This is a genomic window from Microbacterium sp. HM-570 (assembly GCF_054165885.1).
On record NZ_CM135111.1, the window covers coordinates 1723171 to 1748599 of the forward strand.

The following is a 25429-nucleotide window of genomic DNA, read 5'->3' on the forward strand; positions in this document are numbered from 1 at the left end:
GATGTCGCGCGGCCTATCCAACTCGACGGGCCGCCGACATCAGTCGAGCAGCAGCGCGGGCTCCTCGAGCACCGAAGCGATGTCGGCGATGAACCGCGACACGCCATCACCATCCACGACGCGGTGGTCGAAGGATCCCGAGACCGTCGTCACCCAGCGCGGGCGGACTTCGCCGTCGACGACCCACGGCTTCTGGCGGATCGCGCCGAGCGCGACGATCCCGACCTCACCGGGGTTGATGATCGGGGTTCCGGCGTCGACGCCGAAGACGCCGATGTTCGTGATCGTGACCGTTCCCCCGCGCTGATCTTCGGGCGTCGTCTTGCCCTCGCGCGCGGTCATCGTGAGCTTCTCGAGCGCACGTGCCAATTCGCGCATATTCAGGTCCTGGGCCTCCTTGATGTTCGGGACGAGCAATCCGCGCGGTGTCGCGGCCGCAATGCCCAGGTTCACGTAATGGTGCACGCGGATCTGCGCGCCCTCGTCCGTGTCGACCCATGCCGCGTTGACCATGGGTGTGCGACGAACGGCCCAGATGACGGCGCGCGCCATGATCAGGAGCGGTGAAACCTTGACGTCCGCGAAGTCGGGGGATGTCTTCAGGCGCTTGACGAGCTCCATCGTGCGCGAGGCGTCGACGTCGACCCACACCGATACATGCGGCGCGGTGTATGCGCTGCTCGTCATCGCCGTGGCTGTGGCCTTGCGCACGCCGCGTACGGGGATGGACTCCTCTCGGGAATCCGCCGGTGCTGCCTTCGGACTGGTCGGTGCGGCGGCTGCCTCGGGAACCGGAATCGTCTCTTCCCGCACGGCCCCCCACTCGGGGGTTTCGATGTTGCGGAAGACGCTCGCCTGCGACGCGTGCCGCACGACATCCTCGCGCGTCACCTCCCCCGCGTCCCCACTGGCCGCGACATCGCTCAAATTGACGCCCAGGTCGCGAGCGAGCTTGCGAATGGGCGGCTTGGCGACGACACCGACGGATGCGGCGACGGGACGTTCCGCCGGCTTGCGACGGCGCGACGTGACCGCGCCGCCCGTGCCATAACCGACGAGCACGGCGCCGCCCGTGGCCTCCCCCACCTCGGTGGGCGCGGTGCTCGGCCGTGGCGCATCGGCACCCGCCTCGCCGATCGTGATGATCGGGGCTCCGACGTTCACCGTGTCGCCCTCCCCCGCGAGCAGCTCACCCACGGTGCCGGCAAACGGCGAAGGCAGCTCGACGAGAGACTTCGCGGTCTCGATCTCGACCAGGACGTCGTTGACCTTCACCTCGTCGCCCGGCGCGACCCGCCAGCTCACGATCTCGGCCTCGGTCAAACCCTCACCGACATCGGGGAGGAGGAACGTCTGCGTGCTCATGCGGGATCCTTTCCGCGGGAACCAGGGCTCAGTATGCCAGGGCCCGGTCGACGGCCTCGAGGACGCGGTCGGCGTCGGGGAGGTATGAGCCCTCGAGCTTTGCCGGGGGGAACGGCGCGTCGAAGCCCGACACGCGCAGAACCGGCGCCTCGAGGGAGTAGAAGGCACGTTCGGTGACGGTTGCCGCGATCTCGCTGCCGAGGCTCGTGAATCCCGGCGCCTCTTGCGCATAGACCATGCGTCCCGTGGAACGCACCGAATCGAGGATCGGTGCGTAGTCCACCGGCGAGAGAGAACGCAGGTCGATCACTTCGCAGCTGACCCCCTCGGCCTCGGCGAGAGCCGCGGCCTGCAGGAGGGTCGTGACCATGGCGCCGTGCCCGACGAGGGTCACATCGGTCCCCCGCCGCACGAGACGGCTCTCGTGCAGGCCGACGGGACGCGAAGTCAGGTCGACCTCGCCCTTCTGCCAGTACTTGCTCTTCGGCTCGAGGAAGATCACGGGGTCGTCGGAGAAGATCGCGTCTTGAATCATCCAGTAGGCATCGTTCGGCGTCGACGGGCTCACCACGCGCAGGCCCGGGGTGTGCGTGAAGTATGCCTCGGGGCTCTCCTGGTGGTGTTCGATAGCGCCGATGTGTCCGCCGTAGGGGATCCTGATCACGATGGGCATGCTGACGGCACCCTGCAAGCGGTTCGTGATCTTCGCCAGTTGTGAGGTGATCTGATCGAATGCCGGGTAGACGAATCCGTCGAACTGGATCTCGCACACCGGACGAAAGCCGCCCATCGCCAGGCCGATCGCGGTTCCGACGATTCCGGACTCGGCGAGCGGGGTGTCGATCACGCGATTCGAGCCGAACTCGGCGTGGAGTCCTTCGGTGATCCGGAAGACGCCGCCCAGCGGCCCGATGTCCTCGCCCATCATGAGCACGCGGTCACTGCGCTCCATGGCTGCGCGCAGCCCGGCATTGAGGGCCTTGCTCAGCGGCATGTTCTGGGGCGCGTTCATGCGTCACCCTCCTCGAACGAGGCTTCGTACTGCTGAACCCAGGCGAGCTGCTCCTGCATCAATGGATGCGGCTCGGTGTATACGTGCTCGAATATCGACGCCACCGTCGGCAGCGGAAGCGTCGGTGTCCGCAAGCGCGTGTCTTCGGCAAGCGCGTGAGCCTGCTCTTCGACGTCGGCGAAAAAGGCGTCGGATGCTCCGCGACCCTCGAGATATGCCCGCATCCGCATGATGGGATCGCGTCCGGCCCACGTGGATTCTTCGTCGCCCGTGCGGTACTTCGTCGGATCATCGCTCGTCGTGTGGGCGCCCATCCGGTACGTCATCGCCTCGATCGCTCGGGGACCCAGCCCCGAGCGCGCCTCGTCCAGGGCAACACGGGTGACGGCGTAGCTGGCGAGCACATCGTTGCCATCCACCTGGATGCTCGGCATCCCGTACCCCGCGCCGCGATTCACCAGTGGCGTCCGTGACTGCGTCGCAACGGGCACCGAGATGGCCCACCGGTTGTTCTGCAGGAAGAAGACCTCGGGCGTCGCGTAACTCGCCGCGAAGACCATCGCCTCATGAACGTCGCCCTGACTCGACGCACCGTCACCGTAGTAGACGATGACGGCCTGGTCGCGCTCGGGGTCACCCGAGCCGCTCAGCCCGTCGAGTCCGAAGCCCATCGCGACGCCCGTCGCGTGCAGAGTCTGCGAACCGAGCACCAGCGTGTAGATATTCGTGTTGCCGTTGCGGGGATCCCGCGGGTTCCAGCCGCCGTGCGAGTGCCCGCGCATGACGCGGATGATGTCGACCAGGTCGACTCCGCGGATCATGCACACGGCGTGCTCCCGGTACGAGGGGAAGACGTGATCCTGCGGGCGGGTCGCGCGGGCGGATCCCACCTGCGCCGCTTCCTGGCCAAAGCTCGGCGGCCAGAGCGCGAGTTGGCCCTGACGCTGCAGGTTGGTCGCCTCGCGGTCGAACGCGCGGATGGCCACCATGTCGCGGTAGAAGCCCTGCAACTCTTCTTCGGAGAGAGAATCGATCACGGCCAGGTAGGGCTCGGCCGACTCGGTCGGGGAGAACGTTCCGTCTGCGGCGAGTACGCGCACGACGTCGGGTGCTTCGAGCGGATCCACCTGCCCTACGCTAACGTCCGCGCCGGATGGGCTTCCGGGAGGTTCTGCACAACGGATGCCGCGACCCGTAGGACCTTCTCGACAGATTCCTCTTCGCCGACCGAGATTCGCACGCCCTCGCCGACGAACGGCCGCACGATCAGACCGGCCTCTTCGAACGCCTCGGCCGTCCGAGCCGTCTCCGGTCCGGTTGCCAGCCAGACGAAGTTGCCCTGCGCTTCGGGCACGCGCCAGCCGAGACTTCGCAATCCATCGGCCAGGCGATCACGCCGCTCTACGAGCTCTGCAACACGACCGCGCAGAACCGGTTCGGCTTCGAGGCTGGCCAGGGCGGCGGCCTCGGCCTGCGCGGTAACGGACAGGGGGATGGCCGTGCTGCGCGCGGCGGAGAGGATCGACGCATCGCCCACCGCGTAGCCGATCCGCAGTCCCGCCAGGCCGTAGGCCTTGGAGAAGGTGCGGAGCACCACCACCTGCGGGCGGTCGAGGTATCCGGTGGCGCCGAGGCCATTCACCGCACCGGCGTCCGTCACAAATTCGGCATACGCCTCATCGAGCAAGACCAGCAGATCGCGGGGGAGTGCAGCCAGGAAGGTCTCGAACTCCTCCCGCTCGACAGTGGGCCCGGTGGGGTTGTTGGGCGTGCAGACGATCACGACACGGGTCCGCTCGGTAACCGCGGCGGCCATCGCCGGGAGGTCATGGCGCCCGTCGGCCGTCAGCGGCACGGTGATGCTCGTGGCGCCCGCAACCGTCACGAGGGAGGGATATGCCTCGAACGACCGCCAGGCGTAGAGCACCTCGTCGCCGGGTCCTGCGGCCGCAGCGATCAGCTGCGCGAGGATCGCCACGCTTCCCGCGGCCGCGTGCACGCGGTCTTCGTCGACCCCGAAACGTGCGGCGAGCGCGGCTCGGAGACGACCGGCCGTGGCGTCCGGGTACCGGTTGATGCCGGACGCTGCGGCTACGGCCTCGAGCACCCCCGGAAGTGGACCGAAGGGGTTCTCGTTGCTGGAGAGCTTGTGAGCCGAGCCATCCGCCTGCTTGCCCTGTCGGTACGCCGGCAACGCAGCGATTTCAGGGCGGAGTCGCACGGGAGCGGCGGGGGAGTCGGTCACCCGGTCGAGTCTACGAGGAGGTGGGGGAGGCGCGCGGATGCCCGCCGTGGGAGACTCGGGGACATGCGATTCATCGTCCGTGTCGTCATCAATGCGTTCGCGATCTGGGTCGTGACGCTGATTCCCGATCTGCAGGTAGGGGTCACCCCCTTTGCTCCAGGGGAGACGCTCCAGCTCGTGCTGACGCTGTTGCTGGTCGCCGCAATCTTCGCGGTCGTGAACACCGTGATCGGCACGGTGGTCAAGATCATCGCTTTCCCGCTCTACATCCTGACGCTCGGCCTTATTTCCCTGATCATCAACGGATTCCTGCTATGGCTGACGGCCTGGGTCACGTCGTGGTTCGGGTTCGGCCTGACCGTCGGTGACTTCTGGTGGGGCGTTCTGGCTGCCCTGATCATCGCCGTGATCAATGGCATCTTCGGCGTCATCCTGCGGCCCCAGCGCCAGCGTCGTCGCGACTGACGCGTCGCGCGCCGTACTCGGTCGCCTGCACGGAATCCGCCGTTCCCAGTCGATCCCACAGCTCGTCGATCGAGCGCGCGCGCGGATCAGCGGACGCGTCCAGTAATGCGCCCGTTTCGACGTATGCGCTGAGAGCGTGCGCGGGCATCGTGATGTCGCGCAAGCCCGGGAGCGGGTCCGCCACGCGCTCGGCAACGAAGCCGCCCTGCGCGCCGCGCTCCGCGGCGGGAATCGAGCCGGCAAGCGCGACCACGGGATCGTCGGTGTGGCGGATCGTGACGGCCATCACGTCCGCAGGGAGGGGGTCCGTCGTCGGGGCGCCGAAGGTCACGAGCGTGCGGACGTCATACTCACCCTGACGCGCGAGGAGTTCGGCCGCCATCGCACCCTGCGAGTGGGCAACCGCGTGCACCGGCTCTCCAGGGCCTACCCCGGCATCGGCCAACGCGGCGCGAACGGCCGCACTGGCCGCGGCATCCTGACCGGAGTACAGCCCCAGGTTCGATTGCATGTCGAACGGCTCGGGTCCATCGAGCGCAACGCTCTGGGTGCCCGTGACGTATACGACCCACTCGCGGCCGCCGCTCGGCATCGAGTAGCGCTCGACCCGGATACGCGCGCCCTCCGGACCCGAGAGGCGCTTCCCGGCGTCGGCGAATCCCGCGACGGGCGCGGCATCCATGCGGCGCAGGGGAGTGACGGTGACCCCCGCGCGCTCGGCAGTCGGCGGGGGAGCGGATGCGGCGGGCACCCGACCGGCATTTGCACGGACCTCGCTGGCGCGCGCCGCGCCGACCTGCACACCGGCGACGAGCGCGAACCCGAACGGCGCCGCCCACCATCCGCCGACCAGACCCGCGCCCAGGGCGGCCTGCATCCGGAGCGCTGCTCCGCCGTCGCCGCCCCTGAAGGCACCCGTTCGCACGAGCATGCCGAACGCGGCATCCGACCCCGAGACACCCCACAGCCGCGCGCCCAGCACCCCCGCGCGGGCTTCGAGTGCCGTGTGCTCGGCTTCGCCGTGCTGCGAGAGCTGCCACGCGGCATGCACCTCCACGAGCTCGTACAGGTCGGCCGCCTGGTCGAGGGCGATAGCGAGCCGCTCGGAGTCCTCGGCCAGCCCTTCGACTCGTCGCGCCTCGCGAGCCAGCTCGTGCTGTACCTCGCGAGCCGCACGCAGGCCCGGCACCGACGCGATGAATCCCGCGGCGAGATCGAGCGGTGCGTGCATGCAGCGCAGCCGGTTGGCCAGTGCGCGCCCGGCGTCGGCGGCGCTCCGCAAACTAGACGTGTCGATCGCGGCGGAACCGCTCGAGCGGATGTCGAGTTCATCAGCCATGGGGCGCCTCCTGCGTCAGCGTCCACACTCGACTGCGTAGCGCCCGAATGTCAGCGACGAGCGCGTCCAGCGCCGCCGCGCTGGCCAACCCGTCGGCGGAGAGGGCACCGGCGCGCCGCCGGAAGTCTCGGGCGGCCGGACCCTCCCACGACACCCGCCCCTCGAGTGCGAGCAGGGCGGCAGCGACCGATTCCGACTCCACCGCGACGGCCCGGACGAGCGTGAGCGCCGCCGTCGCGAGATCGGCGAGCCACGCATCGGACGCGTCGTACTCGCGATCGGGCGGCGGGGAGCGGGAGAAGACGGCGGCGGGCACCCGTTCAGCGTGGCCGGGCCGGGCCCCCGCCCCCGTCTATCGCACCCGAATGGGGGATTCTGGGCACCCTCCTCGCCTGGGGAGGAGATGCGAACAGTGCGCGGAGACAGCCGGGCGGGCAGAATGGGCGGGTGACGCGGAACCTGGACGCCTCAGCGCCCTTCCGCGTCGTGTTCGTCTGCACGGGAAACATCTGCCGCTCTCCGATGGCCGAGGTCGTCTTTCGGCAGCTCGCGGATGCCTCGGGGCACGGCGCGCGCGTCGCCTCGAGCAGCGCGGGCACGGGCGACTGGCATGTGGGCGAGCGGGGCGACGAGCGCACGCTCGCTGCCCTGCAGCGCCGCGGATACGACGGCAGCCGCCACCGCGCCCGACAGTTCACGGCCGACACGTTCGACGTCAACGACCTCGTGGTGGCACTCGACCGGAGCCACGAGCGCATCCTGCGGGGGTGGGCCCGCACGGAAGAGGATGCCGACAAGGTCGCCCTGCTGCTGGGATTCCTCCCCAGCCCGACGACGCTGGATGTTCCGGACCCGTACTACGCGGCCACCGAAATGTTCGACGACGTGCTCGGTATGATCGAGGAGGCGACCCGGTCGCTCTTCCGCCAGCTCGAACCCGCCCTCCGCCCGGGATCGCGCACCGCCGCCTTCCCGTTCGGAGCATCCTCGTGACGTCCCTTCCCCCTCAGCCCCTGAGCCCCCTCGACGGCCGGTACCGCGGCGTCGTCGCACCCCTCGCGGAGTACCTCTCCGAGGCAGGGCTGAACCGCGCACGGGTCGAGGTCGAGGTCGAATGGCTGCTGGCTCTCACCGACCGGTCCCTGTTCGGAACATCGCCGCTGGCGGCCTCCGAGCGCGACGCGCTGCGCGAGCTCTACCGCTCGTTCGGTGCGGATGAGATCGCTTGGCTCGCCGAACGCGAAGCGATCACGCGCCACGATGTGAAGGCCGTCGAGTACCTCGTTCGCGACCGCCTGGCCGCACTCGGGCTCGACCGCATCGCCGAGCTCACGCACTTCGCCGCCACGAGCGAAGACGTCAACTCGCTCGCCTATGCCCTCACGGTGCAGCGCGCCGTCGAGCGCGTCTGGTTGCCGGCCCTCTCCGCGGTGCGCGAGCGCCTCGATGAGCTGGCGGTCGAGCACCGCGAGGCGCCCATGCTTTCGCGCACGCACGGACAGCCCGCGACGCCCACGACGATGGGCAAAGAGATCGCCGTGTTCGCGGCTCGCCTGGCGCGGGTCGAACGGGCGATTCAGGCTTCCGAGTACCTCGGAAAGTTCTCGGGCGCGACCGGCACGTGGGCCGCGCACCTCGCCGCCGGACCCGATGTGGACTGGCCGCTCGTAGCGCGCGAGTTCGTCGAATCGCTGGGCATCGGCTTCAACCCGTTGACCACCCAGATCGAGTCGCACGACTGGCAGGTCGAGCTGTACGACCGAGCCCGTCACGCCGGAGGCATCCTGCACAATCTGGCGACGGATGTCTGGACGTACATCTCGCTCGGATACTTCACGCAGATCCCGATCGCGGGCGCCACGGGGTCATCGACCATGCCGCACAAGATCAACCCGATCCGCTTCGAGAACGCCGAGGCGAACCTCGAGATCGCGGGCGCGCTGTTCGCCTCACTGTCGCAGACGCTCGTGACGAGCCGCCTGCAGCGCGACCTCACGGATTCTTCGACGCAACGCAACATCGGCGTCGCGTTCGGCCACTCGCTTCTCGCGCTCGACAACCTGCGCCGCGGTCTCGACGAGATCGCGCTCGCGCAGAACCTGCTTTCGGCCGACCTCGACGCCAACTGGGAGGTGCTCGGCGAGGCGATTCAGACGGTCGTGCGGGCCGAGGTCGTCTCGGGTCGTTCGACGATCTCTGACCCCTACGCGTTGCTGAAGGAGCTGACCCGGGGCCGTCGCGTGAACGCGGCAGACCTGGCCGAGTTCGTCCGCGGGCTCGACATCGGCGAAGACGCCCGCACCCGGCTGCTCGCCCTCACGCCGGCGACGTATACGGGCTTGGCCGCGGAGCTCATCGACCGCGAGGTCTGATCAGCGCGGGTCGTTCTCGCCGGGCTCGTCGTCCAGAAGCACGGCGCGATCGATCGGCTTCTGCACCTGCGCGGGATCGACCGCGAGCAGCAGAAGCGAGAGCCCCAGCAACACGACGATGAACGTGATACCGAGGATGACGGCGGTGAGCGGCAGGGCGAGAAGGCCCACCTCGGCCTGGAACCCGCCGGTCGATACGAAGGTCACAACCGCGGCGAAAACCGCGCAGACGAACGCGACGCCGAGCAGCTGTACCGGTCGCATGAGCTCGCGGCGGGTGGGTCGATCGGTCATGCCGTCTCCTCCTCGCGCCGGGTCGGCGCAGTGCGGACAGCCGGCTCAGCTGTGCCCGCGACATCCGCGTCAAGGGATGAACCTTCAAGGGATCGACCGTCGATGCCATCCCGACGGGGCGAGAAGCCCGCGATTCCGAGGAACACCGCGACGATCGCCGCGTAGGCACCGAAGATCCCGACCGCAATGATGATCCCGGTCAGGGTGAACTCGTCGTTCGCCTGAGTGGTCGGGTTTTCGATGCTGTAGGTCAGAACGTACTGCGCGGGCACCAGCAGCAGCCCGAGACCGAGCAGCACCGTGACGGCGCCAGTGACGAGCGAATCGCGCGCCTCGGCCCGGAGAGCGGGGGAGCGGCGCTCGCGTAGTGCCCCGATCGCCTCGATCAACCCCGTGACGAGCGCCCACGAGATCACCAGAGCGAAGAAGAAGGTCGTGGAGCGCCAGACCAGGATCCCGGCGAGCATCCCCGCGACGGCCGAAAGCGCACCGAGCGTGAGAGGCACGGCGCGGCGCCCAGCCGGATAGGTCAGCCAGGCCGACACCAGCTCGATCAGACCCGTGACGATGGCGAACCCGCTGAAGACCGAGAGCCCGACGGCCGCGGAGTGGTCAGGTGAAAACGTGACCATGATCGCGGCGATGGCGGCGATTCCGGCGCGCGAGAGCTGCACGTGCCGCAGCGCGAAGCGCGGCGCGGCTGCCGATGGTGCGGGAGTGACGATGGACACGGTGGAACCTGGTTTCGAAGCGGGGATACTCCCAGTCTAGATCGTCGGGCGGCGCCTGTCCCTGGGGCCAGAATGAACCCATGCCGATCCTCAACAAAGACATGACGCTGTGCATTTCTCTGGCCGCCCGTCCGTCCAACCTCGGTACCCGCTTTCATAACTTCCTCTACGACGAGCTCGGACTGAACTTCGTCTACAAGGCCTTCACGACCGACGACATCGTCGGTGCGATCGGGGGAGTGCGGGCCCTCGGCATCCGCGGCTGCTCGGTGTCGATGCCGTTCAAGGAGGCCGTGATCCCGCTCGTCGACGCGATGGAACCCTCTGCCGAAGCGATCGAATCGGTCAACACGATCGTGAACGACGGGGGCACGCTCACCGCCTCGAATACCGACTACGAAGCCGTCGAAGCCCTCCTTTCCGAGCACGCCGTCGACCGGGCACAGTCGGTGCTCGTGCGCGGATCGGGCGGCATGGCCAAGGCCGTCGTCGCGGCGTTCCGGGGCGGTGGCTTCGATGACCTGACGGTGCTCGCACGCAACGAGGTCGCCGGGCGCGCGCTCGCCGACAAATACGGGTACCGCTGGGTCGCGACGGATCCCGCGCCCGGGTACGCGCTCCTGGTCAACGTCACTCCACTCGGCATGGACGGAGCGGATGCCTCAGCCCTGTCCTTCTCGGAAGACCACATCGCCGCGGCCACCGCCGTCTTCGATGTCGTGGCGTTCCCGTCCGAAACGCCGCTGATCCGCGCGGCACGCCAGCGGGATCTCGCGGTCATCTCGGGCGCCGAGGTCGTCGCCCTGCAGGCTGCCCGGCAGTTCGAGCGATACACGGGCGTCATCCCGAGCCGTGACCAGGTCGACCGCGCGGCAGCGTTCTCGCGACTACCCGCATGACCGTCCGCTCGGTCGTCTGACCGTCAGCTCTGCAGCCGCGCCATCCATCGCTCGGGTTGGACGAGCGCGGCGAACCCGAACTTCTCGTACAGGCCGTGCGCGTCGGCCGTCGCGAGCAGAATGCGACGCAGTCCCAGGGGTTCCCAGGCCGCAACGACGCCCTCGATCAGTCCGACGCCGACGCCTTCACCACGCACCTCCGGATCGACGAACACGTCGCACAGCCACGCGAACGTGACGCCGTCAGTCACGACCCGCGCATAGGCGACCTGGGCTCCCGTCACGGTATCGATCACCGCGAAGTTGCGGGATGCATCGATGGCGGCCTCCTGAACATCGCGCGCACGCCCCAGAGCCCAGTAGGCGTGCTGGCTCAGCCAGCGGTGTACAAGCTCGCGGTCGATGTCGTCGGGATCGTCCGAGAAGCGGAAGCGCGCGTCCATGAACCGAGGCTATCGAGGACCACGTGAGCGTTGTATTGCCGAGTGTGACGACCCGAATCCCTCGCGAAGTGCTCGGCCGGTTACGGTTTCAGCGCGCCGGTGTCCCAGCAAGCCTGGGATCGAGGCACCGCGAACCCACACAGCAAAGGACGACCATGAAGCTCATCCGTACCGCCCTGCTCGGCGCCGCCACCGCGGCACTGGTCCTGACGACCGCCGCGTGCAGCGGGGGAGCGACGACGTCCGAGTCCGGTGCACCCGCCGCCGACAAGACCGACATCAAGATCGGCTTCAACCCCGGCCCGTACCAGCAGATGTTCGAAGAGGGCATCCTGCCGATCCTCGAGGACGAGGGCTACAGCGTCGAGTCCGTGGACTTCACCGACGGCATCGTCGTGAATGTCGCCGTCTCGTCGGGCGAGATCGACGCGAACATCATGCAGCACCCGGTGTACATGGACTTCGTGAACGCCCAGGAGGGCATCGACAACGCCGCGCTCGTGCAGATCCCGACGCCCCGCATGGCACTCTTCGGCGGCAAGTCGACGTCGATCGACGATGTTGAGGATGGCGCGACCGTGACGGTGCCGAACTCGCCCGCGAACCTCTATCGCGGCCTGCTGATCCTGCGCGACATCGGATGGATCGACTTCGAGGACGTCGACGACCCGAACGAGGCGACCCTGTCGATCATCACGTCGAACCCGAAGAACATCCAGATCACCGCAATCGAGAACGCGCAGCAGGTTCCGGCTCTGCAGGACGTCGACTACGCCACGATCCAGGGCAACTTCATCGTGGCCGGCGGCCTGGACTACGACGACGCCCTGGCGCTCGAAGACCAGCCGATCGAGTTCTCGAACGTCGTGACCGTGCGTGCGGACGACCTCCAGTCGGACTGGGCTCTCGCGATCAAGGCCGCGTACGAGTCGCCCGAGTTCATCGAATACATCGAATCGAACCCGCAGTACGACGGATACAACCTGCCGGCCTGGTTCAGTTGAGCGCTCCCGCGGAGGGAAGGATCGTCTTCGAGGATGTCTCGAAGACGTTCACCGGAAGGGCCGCGGATACCGCGGCCCTTCGCGGCGTTTCTCTCGAGATCGCACCCGGCACGATCTACGGGGTGATCGGGTACAGCGGCGCCGGCAAGTCGACGCTGATCCGGCTGGTGAATGGCCTCGAGCATCCGACGTCCGGACGCGTCGTCGTCGACGGGGTCGACATCGGATCGCTGCAGGGGTCGCGTCTGCGGACGGCCCAGAAGCGCACGGGCATGATCTTCCAGCAGTTCAACCTGCTCGAGACCGTCAAGGTGCGCGACAACGTCGCCCTGCCGCTGCGCCTCGACGGCGTGGGCAAGGCCGCGGCCCGCGCCCGGGCCGACGAGGTGCTCGAGTTCGTGGGGCTCGGCGGCAAAGCCGACAACCACGCGGGCGAGCTGTCGGGCGGGCAGAAGCAGCGCGTCGGAATAGCGCGAGCACTCGTGCGCAACCCCAAGATTCTGCTGTCGGACGAGGCCACGAGCGCCCTCGATCCGACCACGACGGGACAGATCATCGAGTTGCTGCGGAGCATCAACCGCGAGTACGGCACGACGATCCTCGTCGTCACGCACGAGATGGATGTCATCAAGGATCTCGCCGAAGAGGTCGCCGTGATGGCCGGGGGCGAGGTCGTCGAGCAGGGCACCGTGCTGGAAACGTTCCTGCACCCGAAGGCCGACATCACCCGAGACTTCGTCACCACCGTCATTCCCCAGGGAATTCCGCAACGCGTCGTCGAGCACCTGGGCGGCGACGGGCTCTGGCGCCTGCTGCTCGTGGACGACCAGGTCACCCAACCCCTCGTCTCGGACCTGATCACGGGCATCGGCGTCTCGATCAACATGCTGCACGCCGACATGACCGAGATCCGCGACCATACGGTCGGTCAGATGATCCTGAAGGTCACGGGCTCGCCCGAGCAGGTCGCCGCCGCGCACACGTTCCTGGCGGCCCGCGTCACTCACGTCGAGGAGGTCGTGGGATGAACGACGACAAGTGGACCCTGATCACCCCCGAGGTCTTCCTGACGGCCCTCGGTGAGACACTGCAGATGCTGGGCGTCGCGCTCGCGCTCGGCTCGGTGCTCGGCATCGCGATCGGCACGGTCCTCGCGCTGACGCGACCCGGGGGAGTGTTGCCCAACCGGCCCGTCAACCTGATCCTCGGCATCGTCGTCAACCTGATCCGCTCGCTGCCGTTCATCATCCTGCTCGTCGCGATCCTGCCGTTCACGCGCCTGCTCGTCGGCACGAGCATCGGCGTGTGGGCCGCAATCGTGCCACTGACCGTCATGATCGCGCCGTACATCGGCCGACTCGTCGAGAATTCGCTGCTCGAGGTGCCACAGGGTGTGATCGAAGCCGCTCGCGCCATGGGCGCGTCGCCGTTCCAGATCTTCTGGCGCTTTCTGCTACCCGAGGCGCGCAGCTCGCTGATCCTCGCCCTCACCATCGCGAGCGTCGGGCTCGTGGATGCCACAGCCATGGCGGGAACCGTCGGTGCCGGCGGAATCGGTGACCTCGCCCTGTCGTACGGCTACCAGCGCTACGACGGATTCGCGATGGTCATCACCGCCGTGACCCTGATCATCCTGGTGCAGGGCCTGCAAACGATCGGCACGGGCGTGGCCCGGCGCTACCGAAGGCGTTAGCCCGTGAGCGAATTCACCCCCGCCGCCCGCGTCGCAGCCCTTCCGGTCAACTTCTGGGGAGGGATGGACCGCGAGATCGCCCGCCTCTCGGCCGAGCCCGGCCCGTCGATGATCGACGTCTCGAAGGGCAACCCGGATCAGCCGACACCCGAGCACATCGTCGCGGCGATGCAGCGCGAAGTGGCGGACCCCCGCAACCACCGCTATCCCTCGTATGCCGGGCGTCCCGGCATACGCGCCGGGATCGCGCTCCGCTACCGCGAAGATCACGGTGTGGTCGTCGATCCCGAGTCGGAGGTCGCGATCTTCCACGGATCGCACGAGGGCTTCATGGCGGCCGTGCTCGCCATCGCGGACCCGGGTACGAACGTCGTGCTGCCCGATCCCGGGTACCCGATCTACACCTCGGCGGCCGACCTGGCCGGGGCATCCGTCGTTCCGATTCCCCTCGAGAAGCCGCGCTACCAGCCGGACTTCGCGGCCCTCGCAGACCTCTCGGCGGCCAGCGTTCTGGTGCTGAACTACCCGAACAATCCCACGGGCGCCCTTGCCTCGCGTGAAACCTTCGAGGGTGCGCTCGCCTTCGCCGAGCGCACCGGCGCCGCCTTCGTGCACGACTTCGCGTACTCGTCGCTCGGGTTCGACGGCACCCGGCCCCTGTCTGCGCTGGCCGTCGACCGCGAGTTCGAGGTCACGGTCGAGGTGCAGACGCTGTCGAAGACGTACAGCATGGCCGGGTGGCGCGTCGGGTTCGCCACCGGCAACGCCTCGATCATCGCCGCTATGAAGCGGTACCAGTCGCATGCGTTCAGCACCATGTTCGGGGCGTCGCAAGAGGCCGCCGCCGTCGCGCTCGAGGGTGATCAGTCCGCCGCCGCAGACCTCGTCGCGCTCTACCAGCGTCGCCGCAACGTCGTGGTCGAGGGCCTACGCGCGATCGGATGGGATGTCGCGGCGCCCGAGGGCACGTTCTTCGTGTGGGTCCGCCTGCCCGGAGATCAGGACGCCGTCGACTTCGCCCGACGACTTCGGGACGAGGAGCGCGTAGCCGTCGCGCCCGGGGATGGCTTCGGCACCCGGGGCCGCGGGCACATCCGCCTCGGACTCGTGCACGATGAGAACACGCTGCGAGAATTGATCGAGCGCCTCGCGGCGTTCGCAAGGAGGAACTGATGGCAGAGATCGAGAGCTTCACCCTGGACCACACCGCGGTGCTGGCGCCCTACGTGCGCCGCATCGGCGTCGAGCACGGTCCCCAGGTCGCCGGCGGCGGAACGATCACGAATTTCGACGTGCGTCTCGTCCAGCCCAACGCGGGGGAGATCCCCACGGCGGGCCTGCACACGCTCGAGCACATGCTCGCGGGGCTCCTGCGCGACCGCATCGACGGCGTGATCGACATCTCGCCGTTCGGTTGCCGCACCGGCTTCCACCTGTTGATGTGGGGCGAGCCCGAGATTCCGGATGTCGTGGCCGCGCTGACCGGCAGCCTGCGCTTCATCGCCGACGAAGCCGTCGAGGCGGACATCCCCGGTGTCTCGGCTATCGAGTGCGGCAACTTCCGCGATCACTCGCTGCACAGCGCCCGCGAGTGGGCGAAGGTCGTGCTCGATCGGGGCATCAGCCAGGACGCGTTCGCCCGCGTCGGCGTCTGAACCCGAGCCAGACCCGCGGTTAGAGGATCTGCCCGATCGGCTCGCGCTTCTCGGCTTGGAAGCGGTCTTCCGTACGCCCGCGCGCCCAGTAACCCGAGAGCGAAACCTGGCCGCGATCGAGCCCGCGATCGTCGAACAGCGCACGACGGAGAGCCTTCATCGATTCCCGCTCTCCGTGGGCGAAGACGTCGACCGCCCCCTGGCGCCACGGCATGGCACGAACACGGTCGGCGAGTGCCTCCGTGGCGTGCTCCGCATTGACGACCCAGTGCACCTCCACACCCGCCGGGGCTTCGAGGGCGAGGGACGTATCGTCCGAATCGACCTCGATGTAGGCGACCCCGACGGCGTCGGCGGGCAGTGCCTCGAGCGCGGCGGAAATGGCCGGCACAGCCGAGAGATCGCCCAGATACAAACACCAGGATGCCTCGGGGTTCGGCGTGTACCCGCCGCCCGGACCCATCAGCCGAAGCGAGGCCCCCGGCGCCGCCGTAGCCGCCCACGGACCGGCCAGGCCTTCGTCTCCGTGCACGACGAAGTCGATGTCGAGCGTCTGCGCCTCGTGGTTCACCCGACGCACCGTGTAGGTGCGGGTGACAATGAGCGAGTCGGCGTCGGTGAACATGAGCTTGACGTATTTGTCGGTCTCGGGCCGATCCTCGAAGTACGCGAATCCGGCTCCGCCGAGCGTCAGACGCACCAGCTGCGGGGTGAGCCACGTGCTCGCCACGACGGTCAGATCGACCGAGGGTCGCGGGGCGCGGTTCGAGGTGCGGGATGAGAGGGCCATTCCTCGACGCTAGCGCCGCCGAGCGGTGAACGGGACGCGCGCGGGGCGGGACGACCCGGTTCGACGCATCCGATATCTGCGAGTGCGACTCGAACGTCACTCTCTGAAACAATTCGCCGCGGCCCATCCGCGGCGAACTAGCGTCGTATGCATGAGTGCCACGCCGATTCCCGTTCTCGACCTCTCGCTGCTCGACCAGGGGCCCGCGGCGGCCGAGCAGTTCCGTGACGAACTGCGCCGCGCGACGCACGAGGTGGGCTTCTTCACCCTGGTGGGCCACGGCATCCCCGACGACCTACAGGCGCGTCTGCTGTCGACGTCCCGCGCGTTCTTCGCGTTGCCCGACGAGCAGAAGCTCGAAATCGAGAACCTCAAGTCCCCGTACTTCCGCGGCTACGCGCGGGTGGGCGGCGAGCTCACGCAGGGCAAAGTCGATTGGCGCGAACAGATCGACATCGGTCCCGGTCGCGAGGCGCCTGAGCTCGGACCCGACGACCCCGCCTACCTGCGCCTCGACGGCCCGAATCAATGGCCGAGCGCGCTTCCCGAACTCCGCCCCGTGATCGAAGAGTGGCGGGAGCGCCTCGAACAGATCGGTCGACGGCTCCTCGCGGCATGGGCCGAGGCGCTCGGCTCCGATCCCGCACAGCTCCTCGAGATCTTCGCGGACAAGCCATCGATTCACATCAAAGTCGCCCGATACCCGGGAGTGCCTGAGAACGCGAAGTCTCGTCAGGGTGTTGGCCGCCACAAGGATGCCGGAGTGCTCACACTCCTGTGGATCGAGCCGGATGCGGGCGGCCTCCAGGTCGAATACCAGGGGGAGTGGCACGACGTGCCCCCGCAGGCCGGTGCCCTGATCGTCAATATCGGTGAACTGCTCGAGTGGGCCACCGACGGCTATCTGCGCGCCACCGTGCACCGCGTCATCGCACCCGCCGAGGGTTCCGAGCGCATCTCCGTTCCGTTCTTCTTCAACCCGCGCCTCGACGCCGTCGTGCCCCGGTTGAACATGGAGCCCGAGTACAGCGCCGCTGCGCGCGGGATCGAACAGGATCCCTCGAACGTCATCCACGGCTCGTACGGCGAAAACCAGCTGAAGTCTCGGTTGCGTGCCCACCCGGATGTCGCCGAGATCCACCACCCGGACCTGCTCGCCGACGCGCTGGCAGCCCAGCGCTGATCCAGCCTCAGAACTGCCACGTTTCCCGCTGATCCGGACGCATACGCTGCTCTGAGGCGCGAGGACGTTCGCCCGGCGCTACCGTCGCCTTCGAGAGAAGGAGTCGGGATGTCTTCACCGTTCGACCCGGTACGGCTGCTCGAGCCGCCGACCGCAACCGCCGCGCGCGCACTCGAGGTCGCCCGCGAGTGGTGCAGCCCGGCGCTCGTCAACCACTGCCTGCGGTCGTGGTTGTGGGCGACAACGCTGGGGGAGTCGCTCGGCCTATCCGTCGACGATGAGTTACTGTTCGTCGCGGCGATGCTGCACGACCTGGGCGTGACCGACCCGTTCGACGCCCACGCCATGCCGTTCGAGTCATCCGGCGGCGCGGCCGCGTGGACGTTCGCTGCGGGCGCGGGGTGGTCGGCCCCGCGGCGTGAGCGCGTCATGCAGGTGATCGAGCGGCACATGTGGGTGAGTGTCGATGTCGACGAAGACCCCGAGGGTTTCCTGCTCGAGGCTGCGACGAGCCTCGACCTTGCCCACGCTGATCCGGAGAAGTGGGATGCGGCGCTTCGTCGCGACGTGTCGGCCCTCGTTCCCCGGCTGGACTTCGGGCCAGGCTTCGCTGCGGCGATCGAGGCTCAGGCCTGTCGCAAACCCTCGTCCGCCGCGGCGAGACTGCACGCGTCGGGGCGGATCGCGCGCGGCGATGCCGCCTGGGCTGCGACGGCCGACCCTCACTCCTCGTAGCCGATCGGCCAGGGCACCCCGAACTGGTCAGTGACCTGCCCGTCGTGGGCACCCCACGGGCGCTCCTGTAGGGCATCGGTGACAGCGCCGCCCTCGGCGAGCGCGGCGAACCCCGCCTCGAGTGTCGCCGGATCGCCCGCGCCGAGGAGAGCGAACATCAACCCGGCCGCGGCGAACGGCGCCTCGTCACCCGCCACGCCCGAGGCGAACAACGAGACGGGGCCGCTCAGGATGCCGTGGGCCACAGCATCCGGCTGCCCCTGCTCGTTGTCGAGGTCGGCGTACGTGTGGATCTCCAGTTCGCCGCCGAAGACGTCGCGGTAGAACGTGAGCGCCTCACGCGCGCGGCCATCGAACTTCAGGTACGGCACCGGTGCGGTCATCGTGTGAGCCTAGGACTCCGGCCGACGATCGGCCAGAGCGCCGCCCGGGGTGTTCACCGGGCGGTTATATCGTGAGGTCCATGGGCAAAGTCTTTGACACGATCGATCCGAAACTCGCGGAGTGGATTGAGGCGCAGCCACTCTGGTTCGTGTCGACAGCGCCCCTCGCCGAGGACGGCCACGTCAATGTCTCGCCCCGTGGCCACGACACCTTCTCCGTGCTCGAACCGAACCGCGTCGGATGGGTCGACTACACCGGTAGCGGGGTCGAAACCATCGCGCACCTCCGCGAAAACGGCCGCATCTGCCTCATGTTCACGTCCTTCGACGGCCGACCCCGGATCGTCCGACTGCACGGCACCGGAACGGTTCTGCTCCCCGGCGATGCGGGGTTCGACGACGTGGTTTCACGGCATCCCGACAATCCGAGCACCCGGGCCGTGATCGCGGTCGATGTCACGCGCGTCAGCGATTCGTGCGGCTGGGGCGTGCCGGTCATGGAGGTGCGGGAAGAGCGCGACCTCATCCGGCTGCACGCCGAAAAGAAGGGCCCGGACGGGATGGATGCGTACCGTGCCGAGAAGAACGCCGTCAGCATCGACGGACTGCCGGGGCTCTGACCATGCCTATCGTCGACAACGCGGTGTATGTGGCCGGCCGCCGGATCGAAAACCCGGCCAGTCTGCGCGAAACCTTCGAGTACATGCGGGGACGAGGGGGCATGGCGTGGATCGGGCTGTTCCGACCGACCCCCGAAGAGATCCGTCAGGTTGCGGAGGAGTTCTCGCTTCATCCGCTCGCTGTGGAGGATGCTCTGACCGGTCATCAGCGGGCCAAGTTGGAGCGCTACGGCGACATCCTGTTCACGGTGCTGCGACCCGCCCGCTACATGGACGTCACCGAAACGGTGGAATTCGGTGAGCTGCACGTCTTCGTCGGGCCCGACTTCGTCGTGACGATCCGGCACGCCGAGTCCCCGGACCTCGCCCGGGTGCGGCACCGACTCGAGTCGCAGCCCGATCTGCTGGCCCTCGGTCCCGAGGCGGTGCTCTACGCGATTCTCGATGAGGTCGTCGATGAGTACCGGCCGGTCGTCGCCGGTGTCGAGAACGACATCGACGAAATCGAGGACACGCTGTTCGGCGGCGGAAGTGCGTCGCTGTCCCAGCGCATCTATGAGCTGTCGCGCGAAGTCATCAGCTTCCAACGCGCCACCCAGCCCTTGGCCGAAATGCTCGAAGCGCTCCTCAAAGGTGCCGACAAGTACAACGTCAACATCGAACTGCAGCGGTCGCTTCGAGACGTGCACGACCACACGCTGTCGACGACGGATCGCCTTACCACCTTCCGCTCCCTGCTCGATAACGCCCTCACCGTCAACTCCACTCTCGTGAGCGAACGCCACACCGAGACGGCCCTCGTGCAGAACGAACAGGTCAAGAAGATCTCGGGATGGGCGGCGATCCTGTTCGGACCGACGCTCGTCGGCACGGTCTACGGCATGAACTTCGACGACATGCCCGAGCTGCACTGGGCCTACGGCTACCCGATGGCCCTCGGGCTGATGGCGGCGACGAGCATCACGCTCTACGTCGTGTTCCGCAAGAAGCGCTGGCTGTGACAGGAGATCCGGCGAGCGGCCCGGCGAGCGGCCCGGCGAGCGGAGTGGCGTTCGCACCGCCCTGCGGGCCGGTTCGAGGCTGGACGGACGGGCGCGTGGCGCGGGCCACCGGCATCCCGTACGCATCCGCCTCCCGGTTCGCCGCGCCATCCGTCGTTCCCGATTGGCGCGAGCCGTTCGACGCGACGGACTGGTCGCCGGCGTGCCCGCAGCGGGCGATGCCGTTCTTGGACAGGGTGCTCGGCAGCAGACTCGACCAGCGCCGCCTCGACGAGGACTGCCAGCGCCTGTCGGTCACGATGCCCGCGGGCACGGCACCCGGCGACGACCTGCCGGTCATGGTCTGGATCCACGGCGGCTCATACGTTTCGGGCGCGGGTGACCTGCCGATCATGGACCCGGCGGCGCTCGTCGCAGAACAGAACGTGATCGTCGTGACCGTCACCTATCGCCTCGGGCTCTTCGGCTTTCTCGGGGGAGTGCCCGGGCGTCCCGCCAATCTCGGTCTGCGGGATCAGCTCGCCGCGTTCGCCTGGGTGCAGCGCAACATCTCGGCTTTCGGTGGCGACCCGCGCCGGGTCACGGCGTTCGGTCAATCCGCCGGAGGGGATGCGGTCGCCCACCTCATGGCGACGCCCGGAGCAGCCGGGCTCTTCACGCGCGCGATCATTCAGAGTGCGCCCCTCGGATTGGCGCGGGGCCGGGCGGAGATGTCGGCCGCGATGAACGACGTGTTCGGCGAGGCTCTCGCGGGTGTCGCTCCGGATGCCTCGGCCGCTGACATTCTGAAGATGCAGTCCGCCGTCGACACGGCCGCCTCGCGCTTCGGCCTGAAGAGCGGCATGGCGTTCGGCACGCAGTACGGGCAGGAGCCGTTGCCCGCCGAGGCCGAGCTGGACGCCGCCTGGGATGCCGCGGCGCCGAACATCGACATCCTGATCGGACACACGGCCGAAGAGGCCGCGCTGTTCCTGCCTCGCCTGCAGAGCCTGCAGGGTGTTCTGCGGATTCCCCTGCTCGGCAAACTCGTCGGACGCACCCTCGTGTCGCTCGTGACGCGCCTGGTCTATTCGCGGGACAGCGGGAAGTTCGCTCGTCGTCACGTGCGGGCAGGCGGCCGCGCGCACCACTACGTCATCGGTTGGTCGGCGCCGAAGAGCGGCTGGGGGTCGGCGCACACCGTCGACCTGCCTTTGTTGTTCGGGGACGCGGATGCCTGGCGCGCTGCCGCGCTCGTGACGGGCACGCCGTGGGCCGATATCGATGCGTCCGGCCGTGAGGTCCGCGCCGTGTGGGGGCGCTTCGCGCGGGGCGCGGACCTCGGCGAGCGCGTGTCGGTGCCGGGTACTCTCGACGTCCGCCGCGTACACGCTGCCTGAGCACCTGCACGCTCGTTCAGCCCGCACGCGCCCTGAGCCCGTCGAAGGGGGCATGGGTGCGATCTGCACTCAGGTGAGCGTCGTTACCGTCCGCGTCCGCGAATCCCACCGCCGCAGCCCGACGGCCCTCCCCACCCGCTCGGGGCCAAGCAGGGCGCGGGCATCATCGAGCGACGCGAGCCGGAGGCGCCGGGCCAGCGTCACATGCGGGGTCCACGAATCCGGATCCGTGTGCGGCGCATCCTCGCCCGGCGGCACCGCAGCCCGCACCGCGTTGTAGACGGCGCGGAGCGGCTCATCGAGCACGATCGGACAGGCCAGCACGCCGCGATCCCCGTGGGCGAACACGATGGGCTCCCCGAGCGTCACGCTGACAGGCAACAGCGCCGAGGCCTCGGCGAAGTCGACGATCGGCAGCGACGGGCGCACCAGCAGGGTGATGTGCGGACGATTGCTGGCCGCGGTGTGTGCGGCAAGGCTCGAGTGCCCAGCCTGCGCCAGCCGCTCCCAGTCTGCGCGGACCGAGCCTTCCGTCTCGTCGTCGAGCAGAAGCTCGATGCTCACGACATCGCCCACCTCCGAACGGTATCAATCCCGCGGCCCGGGTAGGACGGGCGACTGCGAGGATGGCACGATGAGCGATTCGCGCGAGGAGCGGGCCGAGCAGCGCCGCCGGGACGGTGCCAATGACGAGGCCGTCGAAGAAGAGATCGAGATCGAATTCGAGGAGATCGTCGGCGAGGGCGCCGAGCGGCTGCACCGGACCTTCCGCGCAACCCTCGTCACCGGCTTCCTGGGCGGCGTCGAGGTCGGCATCGGCGTTCTCGTCTATCTCGGGATCCTGTACGAGACGGGTGACCAGCTGCTCGCGGGTCTCGGTTTCAGCATCGGCCTGATCGCACTTCTCCTGGCGCACAGCGAGCTCTTCACCGAGAACTTCCTGATGCCGATCGCGGCCTTGGTCGCGCGCGAGGGCACCGTGCTTCAACTGGCGAAGCTCTGGGGTGGCACCCTCGTGGCAAACCTCATCGGCGGCTGGCTGATCATGGCGATCATTGTGCTGGCCTTCCCCGACTGGCACGCGGTCCTCGCCGAGACCGCCGTGCACTTCATCGACGCGCCGATCACGCCCGAGTTCGTGGCTCTCGCGCTTCTCGGCGGAGCCGTCATCACCCTCATGACCCGCATGCAGACCGGAACAGAATCCGAGCCCGCGAAGATCGTGGCCGCGGTGGCCGGGGGCTTCGTGCTCGCGGGCTTCCAGCTGTTCCACTCCATCCTCGACTCCCTGTTCGCGTTCGGCGCGATCATCAGCGGCGCCCCGATCACGTACCTCGAATGGTTCCTCTGGTTCCTGCCCGTGCTCCTGCTCAATCTGGCCGGCGGGCTCCTGCTCGTCACACTCCTGCGTATCGTTCGCACGGGCGAGCTGTTCCGTCTGCGGCGCCGGAAGAACGCGAGCGAGCGCGGCTAGGCTCCGGATGTCGCGATCGCTCGCGAGCGCGGCCTGCCCGTCTATACGGCGCTGGCCGGCATCCCCGGCGTGGCGGCCTCGCCGCCGGCCCTCGTCCATTGCGTAAATCTGGAAGGAATTCTGGGCCGAGTCGGCCGCAATCGAGCCCCTGTGGCCCCTCGGGACCCGAGATTCCTTTCAGATTTGCAGCACGGGGCTCCGGCCCTCTCCCATCGCATGCAGGCAATGCCCACCCACGCCGAGATCTGCCTACCCCTCCTGCGCCATAGGGTGTGAAGCGTGCCAAAAATCGGGACGCGCAAGCGGCCGCTGACCAAGCAAGAGCTTGCCCTCGTCCTGGTTACTGCGGTGTGGGGCTCGACGTTTCTCGTCGTGCACGTCGCCGTGCAGTACAGCGGGCCCTGGTTCTTCGTCGGGATGCGGTTTCTCGCGGCCGGCGTGATCAGCGCCGTCATCTTCGCGCGCGTCCTGCCAGGCATGCGCTGGAGAGAGATCGGCGCCGGTTCGGCTATCGGGGTGATGATCTACCTCGGCTACGGCCTGCAGACCGTCGGGCTGCAGACGATCAGCAGCAGTACCTCGGCATTCATCACCGCGCTGTACGTCCCGCTCGTGCCGGTGCTGCAGTGGATCGTGTTCCGCAAGGCTCCGCGCCTTCTCACCTGGATCGGCGTCGCGCTGGCGTTCACGGGGCTGATGCTGATCGCCGATCCCACCAGCGTCGGCTTCACGTTCGGCGAGGGGGAGATCATGACGCTGGTCAGCACACTTCCGATCGCAGGCGAGATCATCCTGATCAGCGTGTTCGCCCGCAAGGTCGACATCGGCCGCGTAACCGTCGTGCAGCTGCTCGTCGCTGGACTCTTGGCGATGCTGACCATGCCGGTCGTCGGCGAGGCAGTGCCCGCATTCTCGTGGGTCTGGGTCGTGGCCGCGCTCGCCCTGGGCGCGGCGAGCTGCATCATCCAGTTGACGATGAACTGGGCCCAGCGATCGGTTTCGCCGACGCGGGCGACGATCATCTACGCGGGCGAGCCCGTGTGGGCGGGAATCATCGGCCGAATCGCCGGCGACCGACTACCGGCAATCGCGATCCTCGGCGCTGCATTCATCGTCGCCGGCGCGATCGTCAGCGAACTCAACCCTCGTAAGCGCACGGAGCTGGAGGACTCGCACAGCGATGAAGCAGAGGCTGCGGCACCGTCATAGCCGGCCATCGGGAAGTCCTATCCGCGGCGCGTCAGGCGTTCCCAGGTGCGGCGAACGAACCGAAGCGTTCGCTTGATCATGGTGTCGGATCTCGGTGGCAGATCCTCGCCCGTGCGCAGCATCTCTCCGCGTTCCTGAGTGATCTGCACCGACCGAATCACCTTGTCACTCGTGGTCGTGTCGCGGGGCGGAAGCTGAAGATCCGTCTCCGCCTGAATGCCGGCCTGCAGCTGTCTGCCCCGTTCGAGCTCGGCGTTGAACTCCGCTCCGAACAAGAGAGCCAGGTTGATGATGAACAGCCAGATCAGGAAGACCACCACACCCGCCAGCGTCCCGAACGTGCGGTTGTAGCTGGCGAAGTTGGCGACATAGATCGCGAGACCGAACGATGCCACGCCGAGTGCGGTGATCGCCAGGATTGCTCCGAGGCTCAGCCAGCGGAATCGAGGCTGGTCGAGATTGGACGTTCCCTTGTAGAGCACTGTCACCATCGCGACGACCGAGAGTGCCAGAAGCGGCCATTTGACGATGTTCCACGCGGCGAGCGCCGTGTCGCCAATCGAGAAGACGTCGCCGATCGCCCGTGAGACCGGCCCAGAGAAGACCACGACCGCGATCACGACGAGAGCCAGGATCATGAGCGCGACCGTGACCGCGAGTTGAGCCGGTTTCCGTTTCCAGTAGGGCCTGCCCTCGCGCACTCCGTAAATCCGATTCATGACGCGACCGAATGCGCCGACGTAGATAGATGCCGACCACACCGAGGTGGCGATACCGATAATGAGTGCGGTGTCGGCGGTCGAGGAGCCGGCGATGTCGTTCAACGGACCTCGGAGGGTGTCTGTCACGCTAGCCGGTGCGACCTGGCTCAGCAGCGCGAAGAGCCGGTCGAGCACTGTCTCACTGTCGCCGAGGACTCCGACGAGCGCGACGATGGCCAGGCCCGCGGGGAAGACCGAGAGGACGGCGAAGAACGTCAGACCTGCGGCGGCGTCGACGCATCCGTCCTGAATGAACTCCTGGATGGTGCGGCGGGAAACGTAGGACCACGTCTGCGCTCGAATCTGCGTGGGACGAGAGGCTCGGGCGGATAGGTCGTTCGGCGACGATTCCGGCATGCACTTCACGCTATCCGGGC

General features: G+C 68.0%; 29 protein-coding genes. 16 read left to right on the forward strand and 13 right to left on the reverse strand.

The window, feature by feature from the left end:
* Positions 1–39: 39 nt before the first annotated feature.
* The 4 genes from ACT9TC_RS08170 to ACT9TC_RS08185 are packed head-to-tail and all read right to left on the reverse strand — an operon-like array spanning position 40 to position 4622.
* Positions 40–1365 carry a dihydrolipoamide acetyltransferase family protein gene (locus tag ACT9TC_RS08170; protein WP_458040070.1) on the reverse strand — a complete coding sequence of 442 codons (1326 nt, stop codon included), beginning with the start codon at positions 1363–1365 and terminating at the stop codon, positions 40–42.
* 28 nt (positions 1366–1393) lie between these two features.
* Positions 1394–2377, reverse strand: a complete 984-nt coding sequence (locus ACT9TC_RS08175; RefSeq protein ID WP_458040071.1) for an alpha-ketoacid dehydrogenase subunit beta — start codon at positions 2375–2377, stop codon at positions 1394–1396.
* Entirely contained in the window at positions 2374–3504 is a 1131-nt protein-coding gene (locus ACT9TC_RS08180) for a thiamine pyrophosphate-dependent dehydrogenase E1 component subunit alpha (protein WP_458040072.1), read from the reverse strand. Before ACT9TC_RS08180 ends, ACT9TC_RS08175 begins: the two co-directional genes overlap by 4 nt.
* A 5-nt stretch (positions 3505–3509) precedes the next feature.
* Positions 3510–4622, reverse strand: a complete 1113-nt coding sequence (locus ACT9TC_RS08185) for a histidinol-phosphate transaminase (protein WP_458040073.1) — start codon at positions 4620–4622, stop codon at positions 3510–3512.
* A 63-nt stretch (positions 4623–4685) separates the two neighbouring features.
* Here ACT9TC_RS08185 and ACT9TC_RS08190 point away from each other — a divergent pair, with 63 nt between their 5' ends.
* Positions 4686–5087 (forward strand): phage holin family protein, encoded by a 402-nt coding sequence (locus tag ACT9TC_RS08190; protein ID WP_458040074.1) that lies wholly within the window; start codon positions 4686–4688, stop codon positions 5085–5087.
* Here the strand turns inward: ACT9TC_RS08190 and ACT9TC_RS08195 are convergent.
* Positions 5050–6426, reverse strand: coding sequence for a hypothetical protein (locus ACT9TC_RS08195; RefSeq protein WP_458040075.1), 1377 nt, complete (start codon positions 6424–6426; stop codon positions 5050–5052). The genes ACT9TC_RS08190 and ACT9TC_RS08195 overlap by 38 nt on opposite strands.
* On the reverse strand, positions 6419–6742 hold the full coding sequence (locus tag ACT9TC_RS08200; RefSeq protein WP_458040076.1) for a hypothetical protein: 324 nt from the start codon (positions 6740–6742) through the stop codon (positions 6419–6421). The genes ACT9TC_RS08195 and ACT9TC_RS08200 overlap by 8 nt, the downstream gene beginning before the upstream one ends.
* A 206-nt stretch (positions 6743–6948) precedes the next feature.
* Between ACT9TC_RS08200 and ACT9TC_RS08205 the strand changes: the two genes are divergently transcribed.
* Together ACT9TC_RS08205 and purB are read left to right on the forward strand one after the other, a co-directional pair.
* The gene (locus tag ACT9TC_RS08205; RefSeq protein WP_458042901.1) at positions 6949–7419 is read left to right on the forward strand and encodes a low molecular weight protein-tyrosine-phosphatase; all 471 of its coding nucleotides are present in this window, start codon (positions 6949–6951) and stop codon (positions 7417–7419) included.
* Positions 7416–8798 (forward strand): adenylosuccinate lyase, encoded by a 1383-nt coding sequence (purB, locus tag ACT9TC_RS08210; protein WP_458040077.1) that lies wholly within the window; start codon positions 7416–7418, stop codon positions 8796–8798. The genes ACT9TC_RS08205 and purB overlap by 4 nt, the downstream gene beginning before the upstream one ends.
* On the opposite strand, the gene ACT9TC_RS08215 is transcribed toward purB, so the two are convergent.
* Positions 8799–9092, reverse strand: a complete 294-nt coding sequence (locus ACT9TC_RS08215) for an amino acid transporter (protein WP_458040078.1) — start codon at positions 9090–9092, stop codon at positions 8799–8801.
* Positions 9089–9823 (reverse strand): acyl-CoA synthetase, encoded by a 735-nt coding sequence (locus ACT9TC_RS08220; RefSeq protein ID WP_458040079.1) that lies wholly within the window; start codon positions 9821–9823, stop codon positions 9089–9091. The genes ACT9TC_RS08215 and ACT9TC_RS08220 overlap by 4 nt, the downstream gene beginning before the upstream one ends.
* 80 nt (positions 9824–9903) lie before the next feature.
* Between ACT9TC_RS08220 and ACT9TC_RS08225 the strand changes: the two genes are divergently transcribed.
* A complete protein-coding gene (locus ACT9TC_RS08225) occupies positions 9904–10722 on the forward strand; it encodes a shikimate 5-dehydrogenase (protein WP_458040080.1) in 819 nt (272 codons plus the stop codon).
* Positions 10723–10745: 23 nt separating this feature from the next.
* Here ACT9TC_RS08225 and ACT9TC_RS08230 read toward each other — a convergent pair whose 3' ends face one another.
* Positions 10746–11165, reverse strand: coding sequence for a GNAT family N-acetyltransferase (locus ACT9TC_RS08230; protein WP_458040081.1), 420 nt, complete (start codon positions 11163–11165; stop codon positions 10746–10748).
* Positions 11166–11320: 155 nt separating this feature from the next.
* Here ACT9TC_RS08230 and ACT9TC_RS08235 point away from each other — a divergent pair, with 155 nt between their 5' ends.
* Genes ACT9TC_RS08235 through ACT9TC_RS08255 form a run of 5 tightly spaced genes read left to right on the forward strand, consistent with a single transcriptional unit; the run spans position 11321 to position 15517 of the window.
* A complete protein-coding gene (locus ACT9TC_RS08235) occupies positions 11321–12169 on the forward strand; it encodes a MetQ/NlpA family ABC transporter substrate-binding protein (protein ID WP_458040082.1) in 849 nt (282 codons plus the stop codon).
* Complete coding sequence (locus tag ACT9TC_RS08240) at positions 12166–13197, forward strand: methionine ABC transporter ATP-binding protein (RefSeq protein WP_458040083.1); 1032 nt, start codon at positions 12166–12168, stop codon at positions 13195–13197. Before ACT9TC_RS08235 ends, ACT9TC_RS08240 begins: the two co-directional genes overlap by 4 nt.
* Positions 13194–13862, forward strand: a complete 669-nt coding sequence (locus ACT9TC_RS08245; protein ID WP_458040084.1) for a methionine ABC transporter permease — start codon at positions 13194–13196, stop codon at positions 13860–13862. The genes ACT9TC_RS08240 and ACT9TC_RS08245 overlap by 4 nt, the downstream gene beginning before the upstream one ends.
* A 3-nt stretch (positions 13863–13865) precedes the next feature.
* The gene (locus ACT9TC_RS08250; RefSeq protein ID WP_458040085.1) at positions 13866–15035 is read left to right on the forward strand and encodes an aminotransferase class I/II-fold pyridoxal phosphate-dependent enzyme; all 1170 of its coding nucleotides are present in this window, start codon (positions 13866–13868) and stop codon (positions 15033–15035) included.
* A complete protein-coding gene (locus tag ACT9TC_RS08255) occupies positions 15035–15517 on the forward strand; it encodes an S-ribosylhomocysteine lyase (protein WP_458040086.1) in 483 nt (160 codons plus the stop codon). Before ACT9TC_RS08250 ends, ACT9TC_RS08255 begins: the two co-directional genes overlap by 1 nt.
* Positions 15518–15536: 19 nt before the next feature.
* On the opposite strand, the gene ACT9TC_RS08260 is transcribed toward ACT9TC_RS08255, so the two are convergent.
* Complete coding sequence (locus ACT9TC_RS08260) at positions 15537–16307, reverse strand: siderophore-interacting protein (RefSeq protein WP_458040087.1); 771 nt, start codon at positions 16305–16307, stop codon at positions 15537–15539.
* 151 nt (positions 16308–16458) lie between these two features.
* Between ACT9TC_RS08260 and ACT9TC_RS08265 the strand changes: the two genes are divergently transcribed.
* The gene (locus ACT9TC_RS08265; RefSeq protein ID WP_458040088.1) at positions 16459–17490 is read left to right on the forward strand and encodes an isopenicillin N synthase family dioxygenase; all 1032 of its coding nucleotides are present in this window, start codon (positions 16459–16461) and stop codon (positions 17488–17490) included.
* 108 nt (positions 17491–17598) lie between these two features.
* Complete coding sequence (locus ACT9TC_RS08270) at positions 17599–18225, forward strand: HD domain-containing protein (RefSeq protein ID WP_458040089.1); 627 nt, start codon at positions 17599–17601, stop codon at positions 18223–18225.
* On the opposite strand, the gene ACT9TC_RS08275 is transcribed toward ACT9TC_RS08270, so the two are convergent.
* Positions 18213–18608: a VOC family protein gene (locus ACT9TC_RS08275; RefSeq protein ID WP_458040090.1), complete on the reverse strand. Its 396-nt coding sequence runs from the start codon at positions 18606–18608 to the stop codon at positions 18213–18215. The genes ACT9TC_RS08270 and ACT9TC_RS08275 overlap by 13 nt on opposite strands.
* Positions 18609–18688: 80 nt before the next feature.
* On the opposite strand from ACT9TC_RS08275, the gene ACT9TC_RS08280 reads away from it, so the two are divergent.
* Genes ACT9TC_RS08280 through ACT9TC_RS08290 form a run of 3 tightly spaced genes read left to right on the forward strand, consistent with a single transcriptional unit; the run spans position 18689 to position 21608 of the window.
* The gene (locus ACT9TC_RS08280; RefSeq protein WP_458040091.1) at positions 18689–19228 is read left to right on the forward strand and encodes a pyridoxamine 5'-phosphate oxidase family protein; all 540 of its coding nucleotides are present in this window, start codon (positions 18689–18691) and stop codon (positions 19226–19228) included.
* A gap of 2 nt (positions 19229–19230) precedes the next feature.
* A complete protein-coding gene (gene corA / locus ACT9TC_RS08285; protein ID WP_458040092.1) occupies positions 19231–20229 on the forward strand; it encodes a magnesium/cobalt transporter CorA in 999 nt (332 codons plus the stop codon).
* Positions 20230–20273: 44 nt separating this feature from the next.
* Positions 20274–21608: a carboxylesterase family protein gene (locus ACT9TC_RS08290; RefSeq protein ID WP_458042902.1), complete on the forward strand. Its 1335-nt coding sequence runs from the start codon at positions 20274–20276 to the stop codon at positions 21606–21608.
* Between the two features lie 69 nt (positions 21609–21677).
* On the opposite strand, the gene ACT9TC_RS08295 is transcribed toward ACT9TC_RS08290, so the two are convergent.
* Entirely contained in the window at positions 21678–22184 is a 507-nt protein-coding gene (locus tag ACT9TC_RS08295; RefSeq protein WP_458040093.1) for a 2'-5' RNA ligase family protein, read from the reverse strand.
* Positions 22185–22242: 58 nt separating this feature from the next.
* Between ACT9TC_RS08295 and ACT9TC_RS08300 the strand changes: the two genes are divergently transcribed.
* Entirely contained in the window at positions 22243–23082 is an 840-nt protein-coding gene (locus ACT9TC_RS08300; protein ID WP_458040094.1) for a formate/nitrite transporter family protein, read from the forward strand.
* A gap of 279 nt (positions 23083–23361) precedes the next feature.
* Entirely contained in the window at positions 23362–24291 is a 930-nt protein-coding gene (locus ACT9TC_RS08305) for a DMT family transporter (RefSeq protein ID WP_458040095.1), read from the forward strand.
* A 17-nt stretch (positions 24292–24308) separates the two neighbouring features.
* Here ACT9TC_RS08305 and ACT9TC_RS08310 read toward each other — a convergent pair whose 3' ends face one another.
* Positions 24309–25409, reverse strand: a complete 1101-nt coding sequence (locus ACT9TC_RS08310; protein WP_458040096.1) for a YihY/virulence factor BrkB family protein — start codon at positions 25407–25409, stop codon at positions 24309–24311.
* Positions 25410–25429: the final 20 nt, after the last annotated feature.

Excerpts from the sequence above, each read along its gene's own strand:
- ACT9TC_RS08310 (WP_458040096.1), bottom strand. The coding sequence starts at position 25,409 with ATGCCGGAATCGTCGCCGAACGACCTATCCGCCCGAGCCTCTCGTCCC.
- ACT9TC_RS08280 (WP_458040091.1), top strand. The coding sequence starts at position 18,689 with ATGGGCAAAGTCTTTGACACGATCGATCCGAAACTCGCGGAGTGGATT.
- ACT9TC_RS08275 (WP_458040090.1), bottom strand. The coding sequence starts at position 18,608 with ATGACCGCACCGGTGCCGTACCTGAAGTTCGATGGCCGCGCGCGTGAG.
- ACT9TC_RS08225 (WP_458040080.1), top strand. The coding sequence starts at position 9,904 with ATGCCGATCCTCAACAAAGACATGACGCTGTGCATTTCTCTGGCCGCC.
- ACT9TC_RS08265 (WP_458040088.1), top strand. The coding sequence starts at position 16,459 with ATGAGTGCCACGCCGATTCCCGTTCTCGACCTCTCGCTGCTCGACCAG.
- corA (WP_458040092.1), top strand. The coding sequence starts at position 19,231 with ATGCCTATCGTCGACAACGCGGTGTATGTGGCCGGCCGCCGGATCGAA.
- ACT9TC_RS08215 (WP_458040078.1), bottom strand. The coding sequence starts at position 9,092 with ATGACCGATCGACCCACCCGCCGCGAGCTCATGCGACCGGTACAGCTG.
- ACT9TC_RS08270 (WP_458040089.1), top strand. The coding sequence starts at position 17,599 with ATGTCTTCACCGTTCGACCCGGTACGGCTGCTCGAGCCGCCGACCGCA.
- ACT9TC_RS08230 (WP_458040081.1), bottom strand. The coding sequence starts at position 11,165 with ATGGACGCGCGCTTCCGCTTCTCGGACGATCCCGACGACATCGACCGC.
- ACT9TC_RS08255 (WP_458040086.1), top strand. The coding sequence starts at position 15,035 with ATGGCAGAGATCGAGAGCTTCACCCTGGACCACACCGCGGTGCTGGCG.
- ACT9TC_RS08235 (WP_458040082.1), top strand. The coding sequence starts at position 11,321 with ATGAAGCTCATCCGTACCGCCCTGCTCGGCGCCGCCACCGCGGCACTG.
- ACT9TC_RS08195 (WP_458040075.1), bottom strand. The coding sequence starts at position 6,426 with ATGGCTGATGAACTCGACATCCGCTCGAGCGGTTCCGCCGCGATCGAC.
- ACT9TC_RS08300 (WP_458040094.1), top strand. The coding sequence starts at position 22,243 with ATGAGCGATTCGCGCGAGGAGCGGGCCGAGCAGCGCCGCCGGGACGGT.
- ACT9TC_RS08245 (WP_458040084.1), top strand. The coding sequence starts at position 13,194 with ATGAACGACGACAAGTGGACCCTGATCACCCCCGAGGTCTTCCTGACG.
- ACT9TC_RS08190 (WP_458040074.1), top strand. The coding sequence starts at position 4,686 with ATGCGATTCATCGTCCGTGTCGTCATCAATGCGTTCGCGATCTGGGTC.
- ACT9TC_RS08260 (WP_458040087.1), bottom strand. The coding sequence starts at position 16,307 with ATGGCCCTCTCATCCCGCACCTCGAACCGCGCCCCGCGACCCTCGGTC.
- ACT9TC_RS08205 (WP_458042901.1), top strand. The coding sequence starts at position 6,949 with ATGGCCGAGGTCGTCTTTCGGCAGCTCGCGGATGCCTCGGGGCACGGC.
- ACT9TC_RS08170 (WP_458040070.1), bottom strand. The coding sequence starts at position 1,365 with ATGAGCACGCAGACGTTCCTCCTCCCCGATGTCGGTGAGGGTTTGACC.
- ACT9TC_RS08175 (WP_458040071.1), bottom strand. The coding sequence starts at position 2,377 with ATGAACGCGCCCCAGAACATGCCGCTGAGCAAGGCCCTCAATGCCGGG.